The organism is Microbulbifer litoralis (genome assembly GCF_023634065.1).
GTDB classification, from domain to species: domain Bacteria; phylum Pseudomonadota; class Gammaproteobacteria; order Pseudomonadales; family Cellvibrionaceae; genus Microbulbifer; species Microbulbifer litoralis.
This window is the reverse complement of sequence record NZ_JALKCV010000005.1, coordinates 301,920-321,039: the sequence shown is the minus strand read 5'-3', so window position 1 is coordinate 321,039 and position 19,120 is coordinate 301,920. Positions and strand designations below refer to the sequence as shown.

15 protein-coding genes are annotated in these 19,120 nt (G+C 64.6%); 5 read left to right on the top strand and 10 right to left on the bottom strand.

What is annotated here, in order from left to right; all coding sequences use genetic code 11:
• Positions 1 to 4: 4 nt before the first annotated feature.
• The 10 genes from MWN76_RS10550 to MWN76_RS10505 all read right to left on the bottom strand — a co-directional run bounded on the left by MWN76_RS10550 (position 5) and on the right by MWN76_RS10505 (position 13,921).
• Positions 5 to 670: a MotA/TolQ/ExbB proton channel family protein gene (locus tag MWN76_RS10550; protein ID WP_250461371.1), complete on the bottom strand. Its 666-nt coding sequence runs from the start codon at positions 668 to 670 to the stop codon at positions 5 to 7.
• Between the two features lie 85 nt (positions 671 to 755).
• Complete coding sequence (locus MWN76_RS10545; RefSeq protein ID WP_250461370.1) at positions 756 to 1,037, bottom strand: hypothetical protein; 282 nt, start codon at positions 1,035 to 1,037, stop codon at positions 756 to 758.
• Positions 1,038 to 1,201: 164 nt separating this feature from the next.
• Positions 1,202 to 1,825 carry a tetratricopeptide repeat protein gene (locus tag MWN76_RS10540; RefSeq protein WP_250461369.1) on the bottom strand — a complete coding sequence of 208 codons (624 nt, stop codon included), beginning with the start codon at positions 1,823 to 1,825 and terminating at the stop codon, positions 1,202 to 1,204.
• Positions 1,826 to 1,832: 7 nt separating this feature from the next.
• Positions 1,833 to 4,646, bottom strand: a complete 2,814-nt coding sequence (locus MWN76_RS10535; protein ID WP_250461368.1) for a tetratricopeptide repeat protein — start codon at positions 4,644 to 4,646, stop codon at positions 1,833 to 1,835.
• A complete protein-coding gene (locus MWN76_RS10530) occupies positions 4,639 to 6,585 on the bottom strand; it encodes a tetratricopeptide repeat protein (protein WP_250461367.1) in 1,947 nt (648 codons plus the stop codon). The genes MWN76_RS10535 and MWN76_RS10530 overlap by 8 nt, the downstream gene beginning before the upstream one ends.
• A 6-nt stretch (positions 6,586 to 6,591) precedes the next feature.
• Positions 6,592 to 7,113 (bottom strand): AraC family transcriptional regulator, encoded by a 522-nt coding sequence (locus tag MWN76_RS10525; RefSeq protein ID WP_250461366.1) that lies wholly within the window; start codon positions 7,111 to 7,113, stop codon positions 6,592 to 6,594.
• A gap of 136 nt (positions 7,114 to 7,249) precedes the next feature.
• Positions 7,250 to 8,317 carry an FAD:protein FMN transferase gene (locus MWN76_RS10520; protein WP_250461365.1) on the bottom strand — a complete coding sequence of 356 codons (1,068 nt, stop codon included), beginning with the start codon at positions 8,315 to 8,317 and terminating at the stop codon, positions 7,250 to 7,252.
• Positions 8,317 to 9,891, bottom strand: a complete 1,575-nt coding sequence (locus MWN76_RS10515) for a general secretion pathway protein GspF (RefSeq protein ID WP_250461364.1) — start codon at positions 9,889 to 9,891, stop codon at positions 8,317 to 8,319. The genes MWN76_RS10520 and MWN76_RS10515 overlap by 1 nt, the downstream gene beginning before the upstream one ends.
• 267 nt (positions 9,892 to 10,158) lie before the next feature.
• Positions 10,159 to 12,687, bottom strand: coding sequence for a LamG domain-containing protein (locus tag MWN76_RS10510; RefSeq protein ID WP_250461363.1), 2,529 nt, complete (start codon positions 12,685 to 12,687; stop codon positions 10,159 to 10,161).
• A gap of 4 nt (positions 12,688 to 12,691) precedes the next feature.
• Positions 12,692 to 13,921 (bottom strand): hypothetical protein, encoded by a 1,230-nt coding sequence (locus tag MWN76_RS10505; RefSeq protein ID WP_250461362.1) that lies wholly within the window; start codon positions 13,919 to 13,921, stop codon positions 12,692 to 12,694.
• Between the two features lie 239 nt (positions 13,922 to 14,160).
• Between MWN76_RS10505 and MWN76_RS10500 the strand changes: the two genes are divergently transcribed.
• The 5 genes from MWN76_RS10500 to MWN76_RS10480 all read left to right on the top strand — a co-directional run bounded on the left by MWN76_RS10500 (position 14,161) and on the right by MWN76_RS10480 (position 19,036).
• Positions 14,161 to 16,797, top strand: coding sequence for an HzsA-related protein (locus MWN76_RS10500; protein ID WP_250461361.1), 2,637 nt, complete (start codon positions 14,161 to 14,163; stop codon positions 16,795 to 16,797).
• Positions 16,798 to 16,827: 30 nt separating this feature from the next.
• Positions 16,828 to 17,580 carry an SH3 domain-containing protein gene (locus tag MWN76_RS10495; RefSeq protein ID WP_250461360.1) on the top strand — a complete coding sequence of 251 codons (753 nt, stop codon included), beginning with the start codon at positions 16,828 to 16,830 and terminating at the stop codon, positions 17,578 to 17,580.
• Entirely contained in the window at positions 17,550 to 18,203 is a 654-nt protein-coding gene (locus MWN76_RS10490; protein WP_250461359.1) for an outer membrane beta-barrel domain-containing protein, read from the top strand. Before MWN76_RS10495 ends, MWN76_RS10490 begins: the two co-directional genes overlap by 31 nt.
• Before the next feature lie 130 nt (positions 18,204 to 18,333).
• Positions 18,334 to 18,810 carry a TlpA family protein disulfide reductase gene (locus MWN76_RS10485; protein WP_250461358.1) on the top strand — a complete coding sequence of 159 codons (477 nt, stop codon included), beginning with the start codon at positions 18,334 to 18,336 and terminating at the stop codon, positions 18,808 to 18,810.
• A gap of 4 nt (positions 18,811 to 18,814) precedes the next feature.
• Entirely contained in the window at positions 18,815 to 19,036 is a 222-nt protein-coding gene (locus MWN76_RS10480) for a DUF4266 domain-containing protein (RefSeq protein WP_250461357.1), read from the top strand.
• The last annotated feature ends 84 nt before the right edge of the window (positions 19,037 to 19,120 follow it).

The window sequence follows — 19,120 nt, the reverse complement described above, 5'->3', positions numbered from 1 at the left end:
ACCGTCAGCTTCTGGCCGCTTTCTGTTCCGCCATCTGCGCGCGGCCCATGGACAGCAGGTTCAGGAACTTGACGCCGGCCATCTGCAGGCTGTCGACGATCTCGTTGGTCTTGTTCTGCAGCATGGAGTAGAACAGCAGCAGCGGGATGGCCGAAATCAGGCCGAAGGCGGTGGTATTCATGGCCACGGAAATACTGGAGGACAGCATCGAGGCCTTTTCCGACGGATCGGCGTTGGCCACCGCAGTGAAGGCGGCGATCAGGCCCATGATGGTGCCGAGCAGCCCCAGCAGTGTGGCAATATTGGCCAGCGTGGAGAGGTAGCCGGTGCGTTTTTCCAGCCGCGGCACCGCTTCCAGGATGCCCTCCTCGATTGCCAGTGCAATATTCTCGTCGCGCTTGGCGTATTGCAGTGTGCCGATGCCGGCGGCGGCGATGCGGCCCATGGCGGCCTTGTTGTCCCGCGCCAGTTGCAGTACGCCGTTGTAGTTGCGCTTCTGCAGCAGCGGCAGCAGCTCCCGGTAGGCGCGCTGGTTGGCGCGCTTCGCCCGGCCGAGGAAGATCCAGCGCTCCACCACCATGACCAGGCCGATCACCAGCACCAGTGCAATCGGGTACATGAAGGGACCGCCGTTCTGAAAGAAGCGCAGCAGCGCCTGGGTAAATTCCATTGTGTTATCTCCGCAATGAAGTTGTTGTTTGCGATAATCTTTTTTGGAGTCGTCATACCGGCCTTCGCCGGAATGACGACAATGCCTATTCGTCCGACGCTTTCTGCTTGTCGGCCTGCATCTCTATTTCCCGCTGAAATTCCGAATACTCCTGGTGCCGGAACACATCGCCCACCGTCTGCGGCAGGGTGCTGTCCAGCCGCTGCAGGCTGTCGGCCTGTTTCCACGGGATGATATACAGCACCTTGGGCTGCTCCTGGTTGCCGATCACGGTCGACTCCAGGTTGATTTCCTCTGCCGTCAGTCCACCTGCGAAAAGCAACGGAAACAGCAGTGCGATTTTTAAACTCTCACGTTTCGGCGCCATAGGGTTTGCCAATGGCCCAGGCCGGGGCGGGGTGCGCCCTTCCGGGCTTGTCCGCGAGAGGGACCTCGCGGACAAGCCCCCATGGATGGGTTTACGGCGTGTCCCGGAAGGGCGTACCCCGCTCCGGCTCCCGGAACTGAACCCCCAAATCTCAGTCGATATCCTCACAGTTGCCGCTCCAGGTCCACGATCCAGCCGGCCAGTTGCCGGTCCGGTTCCTCGCGCAGCTGCTGGGCTGCGCGGTAGTGCTGCAGCGCCTTATTCGGCTGCTGCAGGTAAAGGTCGTAGAGAATACCCAGGTTGCGGTGCGCGTCGCCGTAGTCCGGCCAGCGCTGCAGCGCGGCCCGGTAACCCTGTTCCGCCTCGTCGAAACGGCCGGCGTCGCGCAGCAGCGCCGCCAGCTGGTTCCAGGCGAAGACGTTGTTGTCGTTGACCTCAATGGCGCGGCGCAGGCTCTGTTCCGCCGCCTCGCGCTCGCCGCTGTGGTTCTGCACGATACCCAGGTTCAGCCACAGGCCGGACAGTGTGGGCCAGTTTTCTGTCAGTTTCTTTAATTCGGTCTCCGCCGTGGCCAGTTCGCCGGCCTCGAAGGCCTGATGTGCAATTTCCATACCCTCGCGCGCGGCGGCGGGGACGCTGTCGGCGTCCGCCAGGTAGGGATTCGGCGTTGGGCCGGCCGCCTGCCCACCGGTGGGCGGCGCGCTGCCACCGCCGCTGGTGCAGGCATTCAGCAGTGCGGCAAGAAAAGCCGGTAACAGCGCGCGGCAGGTTCCGACAGTTTTTCTCAATCTGGACTCAGTGCAGTGCATGGCTCCACTCCAGGGTTTTTTCCTCTTTGCCGTAGCGCGCCGGCAGCAGCCGGGCCAGGGAACTGAAGCTGCGTTTGATCCAGTCGTCGTAGAGGCCATCGGTGGTGCGCCGGATATTGGCCTCGTGCAGTTCGATCGCCTTTTCCTCGAACGGGAAGGCCTGCTCCTCGAGCAGGATTTCATACTGTTCCAGTTCCAGCGGGCCCAGCCCCTGTGGCCGCTGGGACTCCATCAGGTCGCGGCTCAACTGCCGATAGACCTCCGCCAGGCGGAAGCTGGCCTGGGTGGTGAATTCGGCGATATTGAATTTCAGCACCTTGCGGTAGTCGGCCACGGTGTTGTCCATGGCCCGTTTCTTCGTCGCCAGGCTCTGTTTCAGCGGCAGCTGCAGCGACAGGTCGGCAAAGCGCCGGTAGCTCTGCTCCGCCAGTTGGCTCTGGGCAAAGGCGGCCAGGTAGCGGCCGCGCGGCGAGTCGACTTTGTTGTCCGCCAGTTGCTGCAGCCGGCGGTTGCGCTCCGGCGACGGCTGCTCGCCCTGCAGTTGGATCAACTGGTACTGGGCTTCGAGCCGCTGTGCCGCGGGTTCGCGCCACTGTTCGCTGTAGCGGCGATAGGCATTGATGGCCGCGGCAGTGTCGCCGGCCTGCTGGAAACTCTCCGCGGCCATCCACAGCGACTGCCGCCGCACTTCCGGGTCCGGGTCTGCCTGCGCCAGTTTCAGCAGTTCGCCGGCGGCGGCGCCGGGCAGGGCCAGTGCGCGGAAGATGACCACCGCCTTGGCGGCCAGGGTCGGTGCCAGTTTGTGGGATGGGTAGTGCTGGCGGAAATCCGCCAGTTCGGTAGCGGCGCGCTGCCACTGTTCCATGGTCATCAGGTGATTGATCGCATCGTACTGGGCGGTGGCGGCAATATCGGTGCGGCCGCTGTCGCGGATGCGCAGCAGGTGTTGCAGGCCGGCCTCGCTGGGGCCCTCCGCCAGCGCCAGTTCCGCCTGCCGGTAGATGGCGGCCTGCAGCCGCTGGCGGGCGTCGGCCTGTTGCCGGCTGCCGGCGGCACTGGCGAGCATCGCCCGATGGTAGGCCTGTTCGGCCTGCGGATACTGCTGCAGTTCGAAGTGGCTGTGGCCGAGGATCATCGCGATCTGGCGGCGCTGTTGCGGATCCGGTTGCGGCTGCCAGGCAGCCGCCCGCCCGGCGGCGGCAATGGCTTCCGGATAGCGATTCTGGGACAGCAGGTTGTCGGCGGCGGCCAGCAGTACCGGCAGTGCGCGCGGATCCCCCGGCCAGGTATCGGCAAACCTGAGGCTGGCTTCGGTCTTGCGGTCCAGCCACAGGGTGCGCGCTTCGGTGTCGGCACTGCCGGCGAGTTTTTCGTGCATCTGCCCGGCGGTAAGCACGGCCGCGTAGCCGGCCTCGGCGCCGCGCTGCGGGTCCCGGTATTCCCAGGCCACGCGGCTGTAGGCGCGCCAGGCGGCGGGGATATCGCCGGCCTGTTGCAGGCACTCGGCCATCAGGAATACCAGGCCCGGCGTGGCGTCGTCCTCGGGGAAGGTGTCCGCGTACTGTCGGTACAGGTCCGCCGCGTCCAGGTAGGCACGGCGGGACCCGGCCGCGAACTCGGTGCGCTCGCGCGCGTTTCTTCCGCGCTGGCGGGACAGTTCCTGCGCGCGCGCGTGATCGTAGCGCGCCAGTTCCGCCAGCCAGGGGCGCAGCCAGCCGCGCAGTTTTTGCCGCTGCGCCTCGCCGGACTGCTGCCAGTAGTCGCCGCGGATACCGTAGAGCCGCACGAACTCGCGCTTGGCCGGCAGCACCTGGTCGTCGAGACCGGCGCTCTGCAGCGTTTCGATACCGCGAAGGTGCAGCGCCGGCGCCTCCGCGCTGTGGGGATACTGCTCGACGTAGGCCAGGAAGCTGTCGGCGCTCTCGCGGTAGCGCTCCTTGTCCGCATACCAGTCGCCCAGCGCGCGGTACAAATGGTGTTGGTAGGGGCGCGGCTCGCCGCCGTTGTTGAAGGATTCGATCGCCTCGGCACCGCCCTGGTAGCTGTAGTTCAGGGCCAGGCCGCGCAGGCTGTCCTCGGCCAGGCGCCGCTGGCCGGCCGGCAGTTGGTCGAAGGGCGCGCGGCCGTGCAGCTGGTCCAGCAACTCGAGGAAGGTTTCGCTGGAGCGACGGTAATCGGAGGATTTGAACCGCGACCAGCCGAGCATATAGCGGGCGTTGTCGGCAAACGGTGTCTCGCCCTGCTCCAGCACGCCGCGGAAATCGCGTGCGGCGGCGCCGTAGTCGCGGCGGTTGAAGGCGGCCTCGCCGCGGCGGAACAGTACCTCGGCGATAAACGGCGATTCGGGCGCGGCCTCGGCGATGCCCTCGAGCGCGGTCAGTGCCTGCTGTGGCTGGCCGTCCATGGAGCGGGCGCGGGCCAGCCGGTAGAGGATATAGTCGTCGCCGGGCATTTGTGCGGCCAGGGCTTCGTAGCGCGCTACCGCCGAACGATAGGAGACGGCGGTATCCGGGTTGTCCGCCTGTTGCTGCTCCAGCCGCTCCATTTCCAGGTCGGCGAGCCGCAGTTCGATCTGCCGGCGCGTGTGTGGATCGCCGCTGCTGGCCAGGGCCCGCTGGTAGCTGCGCTGCAGCGCGGCGATATCGAGCTCTGGGGCGCTGATCTCCGCTTCCGCGGCGACGGCGGGCGGCAACTGCGCGGCGGGCAGGTTGGCCAGCGTCTCCACCGGTTGATTGGAGCAGGAGGCGGCGGCGCAGCACAGTGCGATCGCCAGCGCCCCGCGCGGGAAGCGATCAGTCATCGCCACCTCCCGCTTGTGCTTCGGGGGCGGAGCTCTGCCCAGCTGCATCCTGCATAACCGCGCCCTGCATGACCGCGTCCTGCAGCCGCGCGATGGCCAGGCGGCTGTGGGCCATGTACTGCTGGATCTGGGCCTGCTGGCGCTTGAGTTCGGCGATGACGTCGCGGCGGATCGAGGATTCGATCGCGGCGCTGGCGGCGGCGATGGCGCGGCTTTGCCGCGAGAGCTGCGGCCGGGCTTCGGCGACGCCGGCCTGCAGTTGCCGCAACTGCGGCGCGCGACCGACGACCTGCGCCACCCGGCGCCGCTGGTGTCCGGCGGCCTGCAACTGTTCGCCCAGGGTCTGCAGGCCCTTGCGTTTTTGCCATAGATTGTCGTGGTAATCCTGTGCGGCCCGCCACTGCAGCAGGCCGCGGGCGCGTTGCAGGGCCCTGCGCTGGCCGTCGCGGGTCTTGCCGTGCGGGGCCAGTTTTTCGTAGCGGCCCTCGGCCCGCTGCAGCAGCGCCAGCAGCCCGGCGTATTCGTTGTCGTCGGCATCGAGTGCCGCCAGCAGCGCCAGTCCGTCGCGGTCGCGCTCGATACGCGCCAGCGCAGTTTCCAGTTCGCGATACTGGCGCTCGGCCATCTCCACCTGCTGGTCGTACTGGGCGCTGCTGTAATTTTCGATGATGCTCTGGCGGCGCTGCCGGCGCGCGTCGATCAACTGGTCGAACAGCGGCAGCTGCTGGCGCCAGTCGTCGATGACCCGCGCCAGTTGCCGCAGGTCGCGCAGGTCCGACAGGCGCAGTTGATACGCATCGCTCTGCAGGATGTTTTGCAGGTAGCGGCGGTTGTCCTGCAGCAGTGGCGGCGTGTCGGCCACTTCCAGCCAGCCGAAGCGGGGCCGCCCGCGCTCCGCGTCGGCGGCAAAAGACATCGTGTCGACAGACTGCTGCAGTTGCGCCAGCGCGTTGATATTTTCCCGGTAGCGATTCTCCGCCTGTCGGTAGGCCGCCAGGGCGACCTGCGGGCGCTGCAGTTTTTCGTAGCTGTAGGGCAGTGCCACCAGCGCCTCGCGGGCCTCGGCGGACTCGCCGTGCTGTTGCAGCAGGAACTGCAGCGCGTCAATAGCGGCGCGGTATTCGCCGCTGTTGATGGCGGACCAGCCGAGCCCCAGCAGCGCGCGGTCGGCCCAGGCGGTGCGCAGGCGCACATGGCGGAATTCCTCCAGCGCCTCGGCAAAGCGCTGCTGCAGCGCGTAGGCATAGCCGGCGCCGATATGGGCCTTGTCGTTCAGTATCCGCAATTCCCGCGACGGGGTTTCCGCATCTTCGACCAGCGCGCTGGCCCGCCGATACTGGGCAATCGCCTCGCCGTAACGCTGCTCCCGGGCCAGTGCCGCGGCCAGGTTGATACGGCCCAGCAGGCGCCGCGCCAACGGCAGGCTGCCGCTGTCGAGCAGTGCTTCGGCCGCGGCGAAATCGCCCTCGCGCAGGGCCAGGTTGATCGACAGGTCGGAGCTGTCCGCGGCGCCGGATTTCTGTAGCTGTGCCGATGCCCGCGGCCAGTTCTGCTGGCGGTAGTTCAGTTCCGCCAGTTTCAGCCAGGCCACCTGACGGTAGCGGGCCAGGGTTTCCGGGTCGCCGCTCTGTTGCTGCAGTTGTTGTTCGAACAGGGTCGCCGCGCGCCCGGACAGGCCGAAGCCGAGGCTGATGCCACCCTCGATCAGCGCGGCGTTGTCTGCGTGCACACGGATGGCGCCGCGCTGTTCGGCGACCATCAGCGTGCTCAGCGCATCGAAGTAGTTACCCTGGAAGTAGTCGTAGAGCGCCACACCGTAGGCGATGTCCTGGGCCTGCCGGTACCGCGGCGCTTCCGGCTCGGATGCGAGTGCCGGCGCGCCGGCACCCAGCAGGGCCAGCGTCAGGGAAATTGTGCGTAGTGGGGGGCGGTAGAACATCGCGGATCAGGGCGCCGGCCACTCGACCACTTCGAACTCCGGCTGCTGCCTGCCGCTGGAATCGGCGATACGCAGTTCGAGCACCGCCGGTTCGTCGGTCTTCTCCAGTTCCAGCGTGGCCGCGCGCTTGTACTCGCGCCCCTCGGGGCCGAAGCCGGTGAAGAAGGCGGACACGGTGTAGGTTCCGGCTTTCAGGTTGCCCTTGAACAGTGGCTGGATGCCGCCGCGCACCAGCGCGTCGCGCTGGTGGTCGGTGTACAGGTGGCTGGCGGTGAGCTCGTTATCGATATGCAGCTTGACCGCGTCCAATTGGAAATAGTTGCCCACGTCCATGGACACATAGACCGCGACCTGGCTCTGGGCCGGGTACAGCAGGTCCTCTTCCAGGATCAGCAGGTCGCGGTTCAGTTTCAGCACCTCGCTTTTCAGCGATTCCAGCTTTTCCGCCGGGAAGGCCGGTTGCTGGGCCTGTGCCGATGTGGACAGGGCGATGAGGGCGAGTGTCAGAAGCTGGATACAGCGGCGCATGGGGTGCCTATTTGAATTCGTTTGCAGGGGCCTGTAAGCCGGCTCCGGCCGTGGTTCGTTATTGTGAATTATCGCAGCGGATCATGTCGCCGGTGTGATGCGGTTGGCATTTCTCCGAAGGCGACAGAGATCCGTTCTAGTCCGGTTGTTCCAGCCCGTGGCTGAAGTAGAGCCGGCGGTTGCTGTCGATCACCACCGCTTCAAAACCGGGCAGCCGGTCGATCAGTGCCAGGCCCTTCTGTTTCCCCAGCACAAACACACTGGTGGACAGCGGATCCGTATCGAACCCCTGTGGGCCGATAATGCTGACACTGATCAGCCGGTCGCTGTCGCCCCGCCCGCCGTCGCCGGTCTCCGTCGGCCGACCGGTGGCCGGATTGAAAATATGGTGTACCCGCTGGTGATGGTCGTCGATAAAAAAGCGTTCGTAATCCCCGGAAGTGGAAATGGCGGTGTCGGTCAGTGGGATCACCGCCGCGTTTTTACTTTTGTCCCGCGGGTGGCGGATGCCCACCAGCCAGGGTTGGCCGCGTTTGTCGCCGATCATGCGCGAATCGCCGCCGGCGCTGACACTGGCGTGGTGCACGCCGGCTCGCCGCAGAATATCGATGGCGCGGTCCACGGCATAGCCCTTGGCGATACCGCCCAGGTCGATCCTGGTCTGGGGGTGGCCGAAGTGCAGTGTCCGTTTCGCGCTGTCGAACTGCAGGTTGTGATAGTTCAGTGCTTTCAGCAGCTGCTTGGTTGTCGCGGTGTCCGCCCGTTTGTGCTGGCGGAAGTCGTAGTGCTTGCCCAGGGTGGCGTAACTGATATCGAAGGCGCCGCCGGTCTGCTCGCTGTACCAGAGGGATTTATCGATCAGGGCGGCCAGTTCCGCCGACAGCTCGACTGTCTGCCGGCCGGCGTCGCGGTTGACCCGCGACAGTTCGCTGTTCTTTTTATAGGGCGAAAGTTCGTCGTCCAGGCGGCGGAATTCGGCCATTACCCCTTCGATCAGCGCCTCCGCCTCGGCCGCGTTCTCGTGCCACAGCTGCACCGACACCTCCGTGCCCATGATGGCCTGTTTTTCGTAGTGCCATTCCGCGCTGGCGGTATTGGCGAGCAGCAACAGGCAGGCGAGGCAGCAGGCACTGTGCGCACCGAAAAGCTTCGCGGCAATATGGCGGTGCGCGCGGCGCACCCTACGGAGTGAGCTTTTTAACATCAGACGATCGGTGCAAAGGCGGTCAGGCTGTCCATCAGGCTGGCATTGCCGAGGCCGTGGCTCGGGAACAGGTTGGCAAAGTTGCCCTGTTCGTTGTGCAGCGCCATATAGTTCAGCACCACGGTTTCCACCAGCAGGTTAACATTGTTTGCCGCCGGGCTGGATGCGGTTTCCACATCGCCGGACGGGCGCATATAGCCCAGTTGCTGGTGGCGCGCCTGTTCGTCGGCGCTGCCGCCGAGCAGTTGCGGCCGGCCGGCGGGGTTGTAGACCAGGAAGAAGGAGGCGGCGGTCTGCTGGTTGTCACCGGTCCAGACGCCCTTGCCGCGGCCTTCCACCGAGTCGTCGATCATGCCGTTGGAGAATACCGAGCCGTCGCTGAATACATAGATCATCAGCGGCTGGTTGCGGCGTGCGGCATATTCCAGGCAGGCGCCGATACAGCGGCCGGCGCGCAGGTCGCGGATCTCGCCGGTGGCGCGGTCGCCGGTGTGGTAGTCGTAGCCGCCCATGGTGATGGTGCCGGCGCCGGCGTAACCGTTGACCACCAGTTTCATGGTGGCGGCGGCCTTCTGGAATTCGCGGTCGCCGCTCAGCTCGGTGCTGGTGAAGATACCGCCGGGGCCGACGATATCCGGATCGGTTTCGGGATTCAGTGTATTGGGGTTGCCGAAGCGGTCGGCCATATCGGCGCTTTTCAGGTAGCCGCAGCGCACCATGTCCTTGATCACCGCGTCGTTGGTGACGCGGGTGTTGACGTTTTTCAGCTTGGCGTCGGACAGCCGGTACATGGATTCCATCACCGCAACGGTATCTTCCTGGCTGAGCAGCCCCACCAGGTCGCCGACGTCCACCAACCCGGTGGCATCGGAGGCGCGGTCGACCTTGGTGGGCCGCACTTCCGGGTTGATCATCGACATCGGGGCCAGGGAGTTGCCGCCGGACTCGCTGGTGCTGGAGCCGATCAGGGCCAGCAGTTCACCGTTGGCGCCGGCGCGGTTGATGCCGTACATGGGGTTGTGCGGGTTGTTGCCGGTATCGTTTTCCGAGCGCGCCGGGATCACAGCGCCGTTGGTGGCCGATGCGGTACCGGCGGCGACCTTGTCGAGAATACCGCGCAGCATGCCGCTGTCAGTATGGAAAGCGAGGCCCAGGTCGGTATTGATAAAGGGGTTGCCGGCGGCGTCGGTGGTGGACGGGACCATATCGCCGGGCAGGCCCTGCTTGTTGTAGCCGGCGGTGCTGAGGAAATCCAGCTGCCCGCCCTGCTTGCCCACCAGCACATTGGAGCCGGCGATATTGGCGCCGCCGGCCAGGTCGAAGCAGATAAACGGAATCTTGCCGGCGCCGCCGGCGCCCATGATACCGCAGTCGTCGCGCAGCGGACGCAGGTCATCCGACAGCTCCGCCCGCGCCAGTTGCGGATTGGCGAACAGGCTGAAAACGGAACCGCCCAGCACCGTGGCCAGGCCCGCACGAAAGCCCTGGCCGAGAAAATCCCGGCGCGATACCGGCCGGTGGTGATCCGGGTGGCGCAGTGGCTGGTCCAGGTCGAAGTGTTTTTTCTTGCTCATAATAGTTATCCGGATCTATCCGAATTTCGGGTGCCGATTAGCGAGTTTTGGGGCGGTCCTGCTACCGGGTGGCCCCGGTGTTCTGTTCATTGTCGTAGATACCATCTGTCCCCTTGAGGGTCGTAGGAGCCGTAGCCCGGATGCAGGCGCGCAGCGCCGGAATCCGGGGATTGCCGGGAGCCCCTGCGGCGGCGGGAAACCCGGATTCCGCTGCGCTCCATCCAGGCTACGCCCTATTTGTGCAGGGTGCGGTGCACCCTGCGTCTGCTAATGAATCAATATCATCGCACTGCCCATGGCCGCCGCGCAGGTGGCCTTGACCGTGGTCGCGGTGCGTTCCGCGTCGCAGTCGGCGCCGCAGGTGGCCATTGTGTCTATCAGGCTGGTCAGTTCCGTCTCGACGTCCGTCAGGTCCGGCGCTGTGGACAGCTGCGAGGTCACGCCGTCGTGCCAGCTTATCTCGTGGCCGAGCAGGTGCTCGACCAGCGGATCGATGATCGCGGCTCTCTTCTCCGCGCTGTTGAAGGCGCTATCCGCGGCTTCGGTGAAATCGAAGTCGGGGAAGTAGTCGCCGCGCAGCGCCGGCGTATCCACCAGCCGGCTGCAGTATTTCACCGCCAACTGGGTAATGCCCATCTGCTGGGCGGCGACAAAGGTGCGGATATCGCTCTCGACCGGCAGCTGCCGCTTGATGGTGTCCCAGGTTTCCGCAACGCCGGGATCCGTGCGCGGTACCGTGGTGGCGGCGGACAGGGTCGCGTGGATCTGTTCGAAGCGGCGCAGGCCGATGTGCGGCTGCGGATCCAGGTCCGCCGGCTCTGCCGGTGCCGGCGGCTCCGGCTCCACGCGGGTAAAGGTTTCGCTGCCGAGGCGCTCGAAGGTCAGGAAGAACTGGTCGAACTCCGGTCCCTTGTCCAGGCTGATGATGGTGCCGAGCCGCGACAGTTGCTGCCCCTCGGCGGCGGAGTAGCTGCCGTCGATGGTCGCCGACAGGTTGGCCCAGGCCTGGCCCACTTCCGCTTCCTGGCCATTGATGCCGATGCGCATGCCCCGAATATCGATCCCGACGGGATCGGCGCTGTCGTCGAGGCTGATAAAGGTGGGCTGGCTGAACAGGTAGCCGTAGTTGTCGAACTGCTGTACCTCGAACATCACGTAGCTCTCCGGCACGCCGGTCTGTTCTTCCACCTTGAACAGCAGCAGGTATTTCTCGCCCACGCCGACTTCATAATTGGTGGCGATATCTTCCGCGGACAGGGCGCGGGAGTGGATCGCCAGCAGCCGGATGGAACCCTCCCAGACATTTTCGTTGGAGACCTCGCTGCCCAGGGCCAGCGCGAAGGTGTTGTCCCAGGTACTGAGCAGGTCCGCCGCGGCCGGGTCCATGTCTTCGGTGTACTCGCCGTTGACGTACAGCTTGCGGCCGTCGATCGGGTCGTAGGTGGCCACCACATGCTGCAGTGTGGCCTGCGCGCGCTCGGCCATGTCGTCGGTGATCAGTGCCGGCATGCCGTCGGCGTCGGTGCTGTCGCTGCGGTTCTGGAAGGTATAGTTGTACAGCGCCTGGCCGAGGGTGAAGTTGCGGATATCGTTGCCGCCGGAGTAGCTGACGATACGCGCCGGGCCCTCCTGGGACACGTTGGCGGGGGCGATCCAGGTCTCGACGGTGTATTCGCCGGTGGCGGTCAGCGTATCGTAGAGTTTGCGGCTGGTGGCGGTGGCACCCTGGGCCTTGCCGCCCTTCAGGTCGATGCCCCAGGAACCCAGCCATTGCACATCGCCGGACAGGGTCAGGTCGATGGCCGGGTTGACGCCGGAGGTGTCGTAGGCGGTGGTGCCTTCACCGGTTTTGAACTCGTACAGCGCGATGGCGTTGTTCTCGATGCGGCCGCCGCTGCTGGCGACGATACCGTCGGTCAACAACAGGGCCTTGCTGATCACCCAGTTGGGGTCCACTTCGGTTTCGGGAATGCTGTCGGCGAAGGCCTGGATGGCTGCGGTCATCTCCTGTTCGTTCTCGGCGCAGTCATCCCAGCAGTTGTGGAATTCGTCACCCAGGCGCACGGAGAATCGCGAGTTTGCCGGCGTGTCCAGGTTCATGCGGCTACGCGCCGCGGCGTAGGCCTGTTCCGGGTCGACACTGGCAAAATAGGGTTGCTGTGCGGTGGCCGCGCCCTCGCTGTGGCAGCCGGCACAGTAGTCGCGCAGCAGCGGGTAGACGGTGCTGGAGAAGCTGCCGGGATTTTCCGGGAAGCTCTTGCTGGCGCCGACGGTGCGCTCCACCGGTGGCGTCAGGGTGATGCTGTTGACCAGGCTGCCGCTGGCCCGGGCCCACTCCTCGATATAGTTGGCAATGATCTCGCCGCAGGCCTCGGCGCTCGACAGCCAGCAGTTGTGGCCGCCGGCGACCTTGGTCACCAGCCGCGACTCGGCCGGGCTGGCCAGGTTCACCAGTTCGCGCCCGGAACTGTAGGCCGCGTTGATATCGTCGTTGCGCACGAAGTGCGGGCTCTGGTTGTTCTCCACGTGGCAACTGCCACAGCGGTTTTCCGCGGCCAGGTTGTCCCAGATATAGCGCTTGTACTGCTTGACGTCATCGGTTTCCGGCGCCGGGCCGGAGTAGTTGACGCCGTCGCCGTTTCCGGGGTTGGTATTCGGCTGCTCCTCGTTGTCCTGGCCGCTGCCGCCAGAGCAGGCGCTGAGGAAAGACGCAAGCATGAGACTGCTTAGCAGTTTTGCCGGTAGCAGAGCCGCCACTGAGCTGGAAACGGAGCCGGAGGATTTTCGGAAATTCATCTGCTCATTCCCCCGCACAATAAACTGCAGCATCGGCATACACCCGCTTCAGCCGGTAGCCGCTGTTGCTGAAATCGTCCGCGATCGATTCGATTTCGTTGCGGTCGTTCGCGTCCTCGGGGCTGCGCAGGCAGACCTGGCGGAACACCTTGGTGGCCTGGCACTGGGCGAAGGCGCGGCTGTTGGCGAGTTCCTGGCCCAGGGTCTTGGCGCCGTTGCCGCTGCCGGGCAGGGACTGGCTCCAGCCCAGGTGCATGTTCGGTCCCTCGCGCCAGTAGTTGTCCCAGCTGTCATCCGGTATTACGAAACCGTGGGGAAAATTGGCGCTGTTGATATGGTTCTTCGCCTTCACCCGGGTGCCGGTGGCCGGGTCGGTATCGCCGGCACTGTTGTAGTCCAGGTAGCCGTTGATCGCGTCCGGGTCGTTGTCCGCGTCGTAGACAAAGTCGTAGTAGGCAAACGCCTGGGCCATCGGGTCCATGCCGCTGTGGCAGCCGACACAGTTGTTCTGGAAGACGCGACTGTCGCCGCCGGGGCTGCGGCTCACGTCCTGGCGGATGCGGTCCGGCGGGCGGCTGGTGTCTTTCACCTGTTCCATATCCCGGCACAGGTGATTCCACAGGGTGTAGCGGAACATGGCGCGATTGGTGCCGGCAATAAAAAAGGCCCGCGAGGCGGCGCGGGAAGTGATGACGCCGGCGGTGGCCTGCGCCGGCAGGCCGGTGACCGCAGACTGGCTGCGTTTCACCAGCGCCACCTGCAACGGATAGCCGCTGTTCTCCAGTGCCTCGTAGTGTTCGTTGTCGTCGTTGCGGTACGGCGGCAGGCCCAGGCCACTGTCGGCGGTATAGAGCAGGTTGCCGTAGAGAACCTGGCGGAAATCCAGGTCGTCGCGCACGGCGCCGATGACCGTTGCGGTGTAATCGTTCAGCGGCGCGAAGACATCGCGGTCGCGGTTGGTCCAGGGCGTGGCCAGGTTTTTCAGCGTGACATCGTAAAAGGCATCGTTTTCCATTGCCGTATAGGCGGCATCCATCGGGTTGCCGTCGGCGATATCCTCGGCCATGTCCTGCAGGACACTTACGGCCGGCTTTACCCCGGTCAGGCGGCTGTGCATCTGCAGCGCCTGCTCCTGTGGGTCGGCGACCGCGGCACCCGCCCAGAGGCAGATGCCCAGCAGTGCGCCGCCGGTCATTTGTCGGGCAATATGCTGCCGGAACGATAACTTTTTCATCGGACTGGTAACTTGATCACTGAAGTGACAGGAGATACTAAGACCTGCGCTTTTTATTGCCAGTGTGGTATGCAGGATCTGGGCCCTGGTTGGCAATTTTTTTGTGCGCACCTTGAGTGTGGGGGAAACAGCGGAGAGAATTTAACACTGGAACGTCGATATAAATCCAACCGGGGAAAGCGGCAGGCGCAATTTTCATAATAAACTGCGCATTTTTGTCACTTTTGGACGCAAGAAAAATGAAATATTTTTATGCGCTACCAGCGCTGTTGTTATTGTCGGCCTGCGGCGGCAGCGGTGGTGGCGAAAATTCTGCCGGCGGCGACCAGGCGGAAGACCCGGTGGTTGTGGATTACCCGGTGGCTTTCGTGCGCCGGCAACTGCCGTTCGAAGACGACGGTGCCCCGGTCGAGGACGATATCTACTCCCCCGCCACCTTCACCCCCGGCGCCGAGCTGGTGCTGAAAGACCGCGCCACGCCCAGCGCTGCGGAAACCGTATTGACCGCCGGGCTCTTCGACGGCACCTACGATGTCAAAGACCTGAACGTTTCCGCCGATGGCCAGCGCCTGCTGTTCGCGATGCGCGCACCGGAAATCGAGGACGCGGACGACGACGAACAGCCCACCTGGAATATCTGGCTCTACGATCGCGAAACCGGCGAGTTGAAACGGGTCATCGAATCCGACCTGATCGCCGGGGAGGGCCAGGATATTTCCCCGGCCTTCCTGCCCGACGGCCGCATCCTGTTCACCTCCACACGCCAGCGCCGCTCCCGCGCACTGCTGCTGGACGACAACAAGCCGCAGTTCTCCTCGCTGGCGGAGGACCTGCAGGAGCAGGCCTTTGTCCTGCATGTGATGGACGCGGACGGCTCCGATATCGAACAGATCTCCTTCAACCAGAGCCACGACCTGCAGCCGACAGTGCTGAACGACGGCCGCATCCTGTTCAACCGCTGGGACAATATGGGTGGTGTGGACAACCTGAGTCTCTACACTATCGAGCCCGACGGTACCGACCTGGCCTTCCACTACGGCTACCACAGCCAGCAGACCGGCACGCCCGATGCAGACGGCGAACGCACCGATGCCGTTTTTGTGCGACCGCGGGAAATGCCCGACGGCCGCCTGCTGATCACACTGCGCGCACCCGAGGGCATCGGCTACGGCGGCGACCTGGTGGCGATCGACAGTGCGAATCACACCGAGGCCTACAGCGAGCCGGAGGGCGAGGGGCAGCTGGTGGGCCAGGCGTCCATCTCCGTGGATGAGGTCATCACCAACGGCGAGCTGTCGCCCCACGGCCTGTTCGCTTCCGCCTGGCCTTTCCACGATGGCACCAGCCGGTTGCTGGTCAGCTGGAGCGAGTGCCGGGTGCTGGAAGTGGAAACAGAGCTGCCGCGCCCCTGTACCGACGAGTGGCTCGAACAGGAAGAGGTCGTGCCGGCGGATCCGTTGTACGGCCTGTGGATTTACGACTATGTCGAAGGCACGCAGCTGCCGATCGTCGTCGCCGAGGAGGGCGAGATGATTTCCGAGGGCGTCACCCTGGAGCCGCGCACCCAGCCCGCCTACCTGCCGGAACCGGTACCGGGCGTGGATATCGATCGTGAGCTGGTGCAGGCCGGTGCCGGTATCCTGGATATCCGCAGTGTCTACGATTTCGACGGCGAGGCGATTGTGCCCATCGCCGAACTGGCCGACCCGGATATCACTCCGGCGGAGTTGCGCCCGGCGCGCTACCTGCGCGTGGTCAAGGCCGCGGGTATTCCCGACGACGACACGCTGGATTTCGACGGCTCGGCCTTCGGCCGCAACCGCGCCCAGGGCATGCGCGAGATTCTCGGCTATACGCCGATCCAGCCGGACGGCTCGGTGCGGGTCAGGCTGCCGGCGGACATGCCGCTGGCGATTGCCGTGGTGGATTCCAACGGTCGCCGGTTGGTGGGTCGCCACCGCAGCTGGCTGCAACTGCGCGCCGGTGAAGTGCGCAACTGCAACGGCTGCCACAGCGGCGACAGCGAGGTGCCCCACGGCCGCCCGGACAGGAATCCGGATGCCGCCTGGGCCGGCGCCGCCACATCCGGCGCGGCCTTCCCGAATACCGAGCCGGCACTGGTGGCGGAAATGGGTGAGACCATGGCGCAACTGCTGGCGCGCATCGCCGGCGAGGCAGAGCTGGAAGGGGATATCCGTTTCAGCGACCTGTGGACCGATCCGGCCCTGCGGGCAAAAGATCCGAGCAGCGAAATTCCCTACGCGGACCTGGCCACGCCGATCCCGATTCCGGCCACCTGTCTGGACGACTGGGTCGACAGCTGCCGCAGCATCATCCACTATCCGGAACATATCCAGCCGCTGTGGGACCTGGACCGGCAGATCACCGACGCCGGCGGCACCGTGATCGAGGACCATACCTGTACCGCCTGCCACTCCAGCCGCGACGCCGACGGTATGCTGCAGGTGCCCGCCGGCCAGCTGGACCTGACGTCCGGCCAGTCGCCGGTCAATGCGGACTGGATTACCTCCTACGTCGAGCTGTTGTTCGATAATCCCAGCCAGGAGCTGGTGGACGGCGCCCTGCAGGAAATCCTGGTGCAGGAGACCGATGACAACGGCAACCCGGTGTTCGAGACCGATGAAGACGGCGAACTGATTCTCGACAGCGACGGCAACCCGATCCCGGTCATGGTGACCGTCGACATAGAGCGGCTGATCGGCGGCGCCGCCAACGACAGCCGCTTTTTCGCGACCTTTGCCGCGGGCGGTGCGCACGACGGCTACCTGGCGCCGGCGGAGCTGCGCCTGATTTCCGAATGGATCGATGTCGGCGCCCAGTACTATAACGATCCCTTTGCGGCGCCGGTGGACTGAGTCATGAGTCGACGGAATTACGGAACAGTATTGAAACTCGCACTGGCGCTGCTGCTGGCCAGTGGTGTCGCGCGCGCGGAGACGATCGAGCGCCCGCAGCATGTGCCGGAGGACGCGGAACAGGTCACCGTCGGCGCACCCTACCTGAATATGCACACCGGCCCCGGGCGCGGCTACCCGATTTTCCATGTGGCGGAGCACGGCGAGACCATCTGGCTGCTGAAGCGGCGCACCGACTGGGTCAAGGTGACCACCCGCCGCGACAAGAGCGGCTGGATCCGTGTCGCCGAGCTGGATGAGATCTACGGTATCGACGGGGAGCAGGTGGCGGTGCCGCTGCCGGATTTCAGCGACATCGAACAGCAGCACTTTCACCTGGGATTCAGTTACGGCGATTTCGACGGCGCCGACTCCATGGGGGTGAACCTGGGTTATCGCTTTACCGCCAACCTGTCCGCCGAACTGCGCGCGACCCAGGCGGTGGGGGCCTACTCCGACAGCCAGACCTACCAGCTGGCCGTGATCCACCAGCCGTTTCCGCGCTGGAAATTTTCCCCCTATTTCATGCTGGGCACCGGCCTCAATATCACTTCGCCGAATGCGACCATCGTCGCCACCGAGGATCGCGAGGATACGGCCATGCTGACCGGCTTTGGTATCAAGACCTACCTTTCCCGCCGCTTTGCGCTGCGGGCCGAAGTGGCCAATCACTACCTGCTGACCTCGCGGGAAAACAACCAGGAGATTGTCGAGTGGAAACTCGGTTTCGATGTATACCTCTAATTGCGGGGCTCGCGCTATCGGCCGCGACGCCTTCCGTATTTGCCCAGAGCGAGGACGATGTGCTCGGCGATATCATCTCGCCGGATATCGAGCGCCGCGAAATCCGCGAGGCGCAGATCGACAGCGAGAATATCGAGATCACCGCCTACCTGGGGGGTGTCATGAACGTGGAGGACTTCGGCTCCAATACGCTCTACGGCGGCGCGCTGGCCTACCATATCAACGAGGACCTGTTTATGGAGGCGGGCTACGGCCAGACGGAACTGGGCGAATCCAGTTTCGAGCGCTTGAGCGGTTCCGCGCCGCTGCTGACCGACGACCAGCGCCAGCTCAGTTTCTACAACCTGTCCCTGGGCTGGAACCTGTTTCCCGGCGAGACCTTTATTTTTGACGACTGGGCGCTGAACAGCAGCCTCTACCTGATCGGCGGTGTCGGCAACACCGACTTCGCCGACGAGGATCACTTCACCTACAACGTCGGTGCCGGTGTGCGGGTGCTGGCAAACGACTGGCTGTCGGTACGGCTCGACGTACGCGATCATATATTCGAGCACGAGATCTTCGGCGAGGTGCAGAATACCAACAACCTGTCGGCGCAACTGGGAGTGGCCGTATTTTTCTGAGCCGGCCGACATCGTCATTCCGGCGCAGGCCGGAATCCAGTTACCCGGGCACACCAGGCCGGGTGGGCCAGGTCAATGAACCATGGTTTTGAATAAAATAATCAGACGTTGAATATAAGAGGACGAAAAAATGTTTCGATTTTTAGCCTGTTTATCGCTGGCACTGCTTGCGCAATTGTCCACAGCCGCTGAACCCTCGCCGGATTTCACCCTGGCCTCCAACAAGGGCGACAACCTGCGCCTGGCAGAGCAGCGCGGCGATGTGATCATGCTGAACTTCTGGGCCTCCTGGTGCGGCCCCTGCCGCAAGGAAATGCCGCTGCTGGACGAACTGCATGCGCGCTACGAAGCCGCCGGCTTCCAGGTCTGGGGTGTGAACGTGGACGCGGAGCGCGCCGATGCGGAACAGATGCTGGCGAAGATTCCGGTGGATTTCCCGGTGCTGTTCGACAGCAGTAGTAACGTCAGCAAGCAGTTTGGCGTCGACGCCATGCCCAGCTCGGTGTTTATCGACCGCGACGGCAAGGTGCGCCATATCCACCGCGGCTACCGCGACGGCGACGAGGCCGCCTACAAGAAAATCATCAAGGAACTGATCCGGGAGTAAGCCCATGTCGCGTTCACTGCTTTTTATCGCCATCGGCCTGCTGCTCCTGAGCGGCTGCTCGGCGACGCCCTGGGTGCAGCCCTACGAGCGACACTACCTGGCGGACCCGATCATGAGTTTTGAGCGCGACCCGATTGCGACCGGCTATATGAACCACGTCTACGAGGCCCGCGAGGCGGCCCGGGGTGCCGAAGGTGGCAGTGGAGGCGGTTGTGGCTGTAACTGATTCTTACCTTCGAGCATCCGTAGGATGGGCAAAGGAGCGCAGCGACGTGCCCATCAGGCCCGGCATTGATGGGCACGCTTCGCT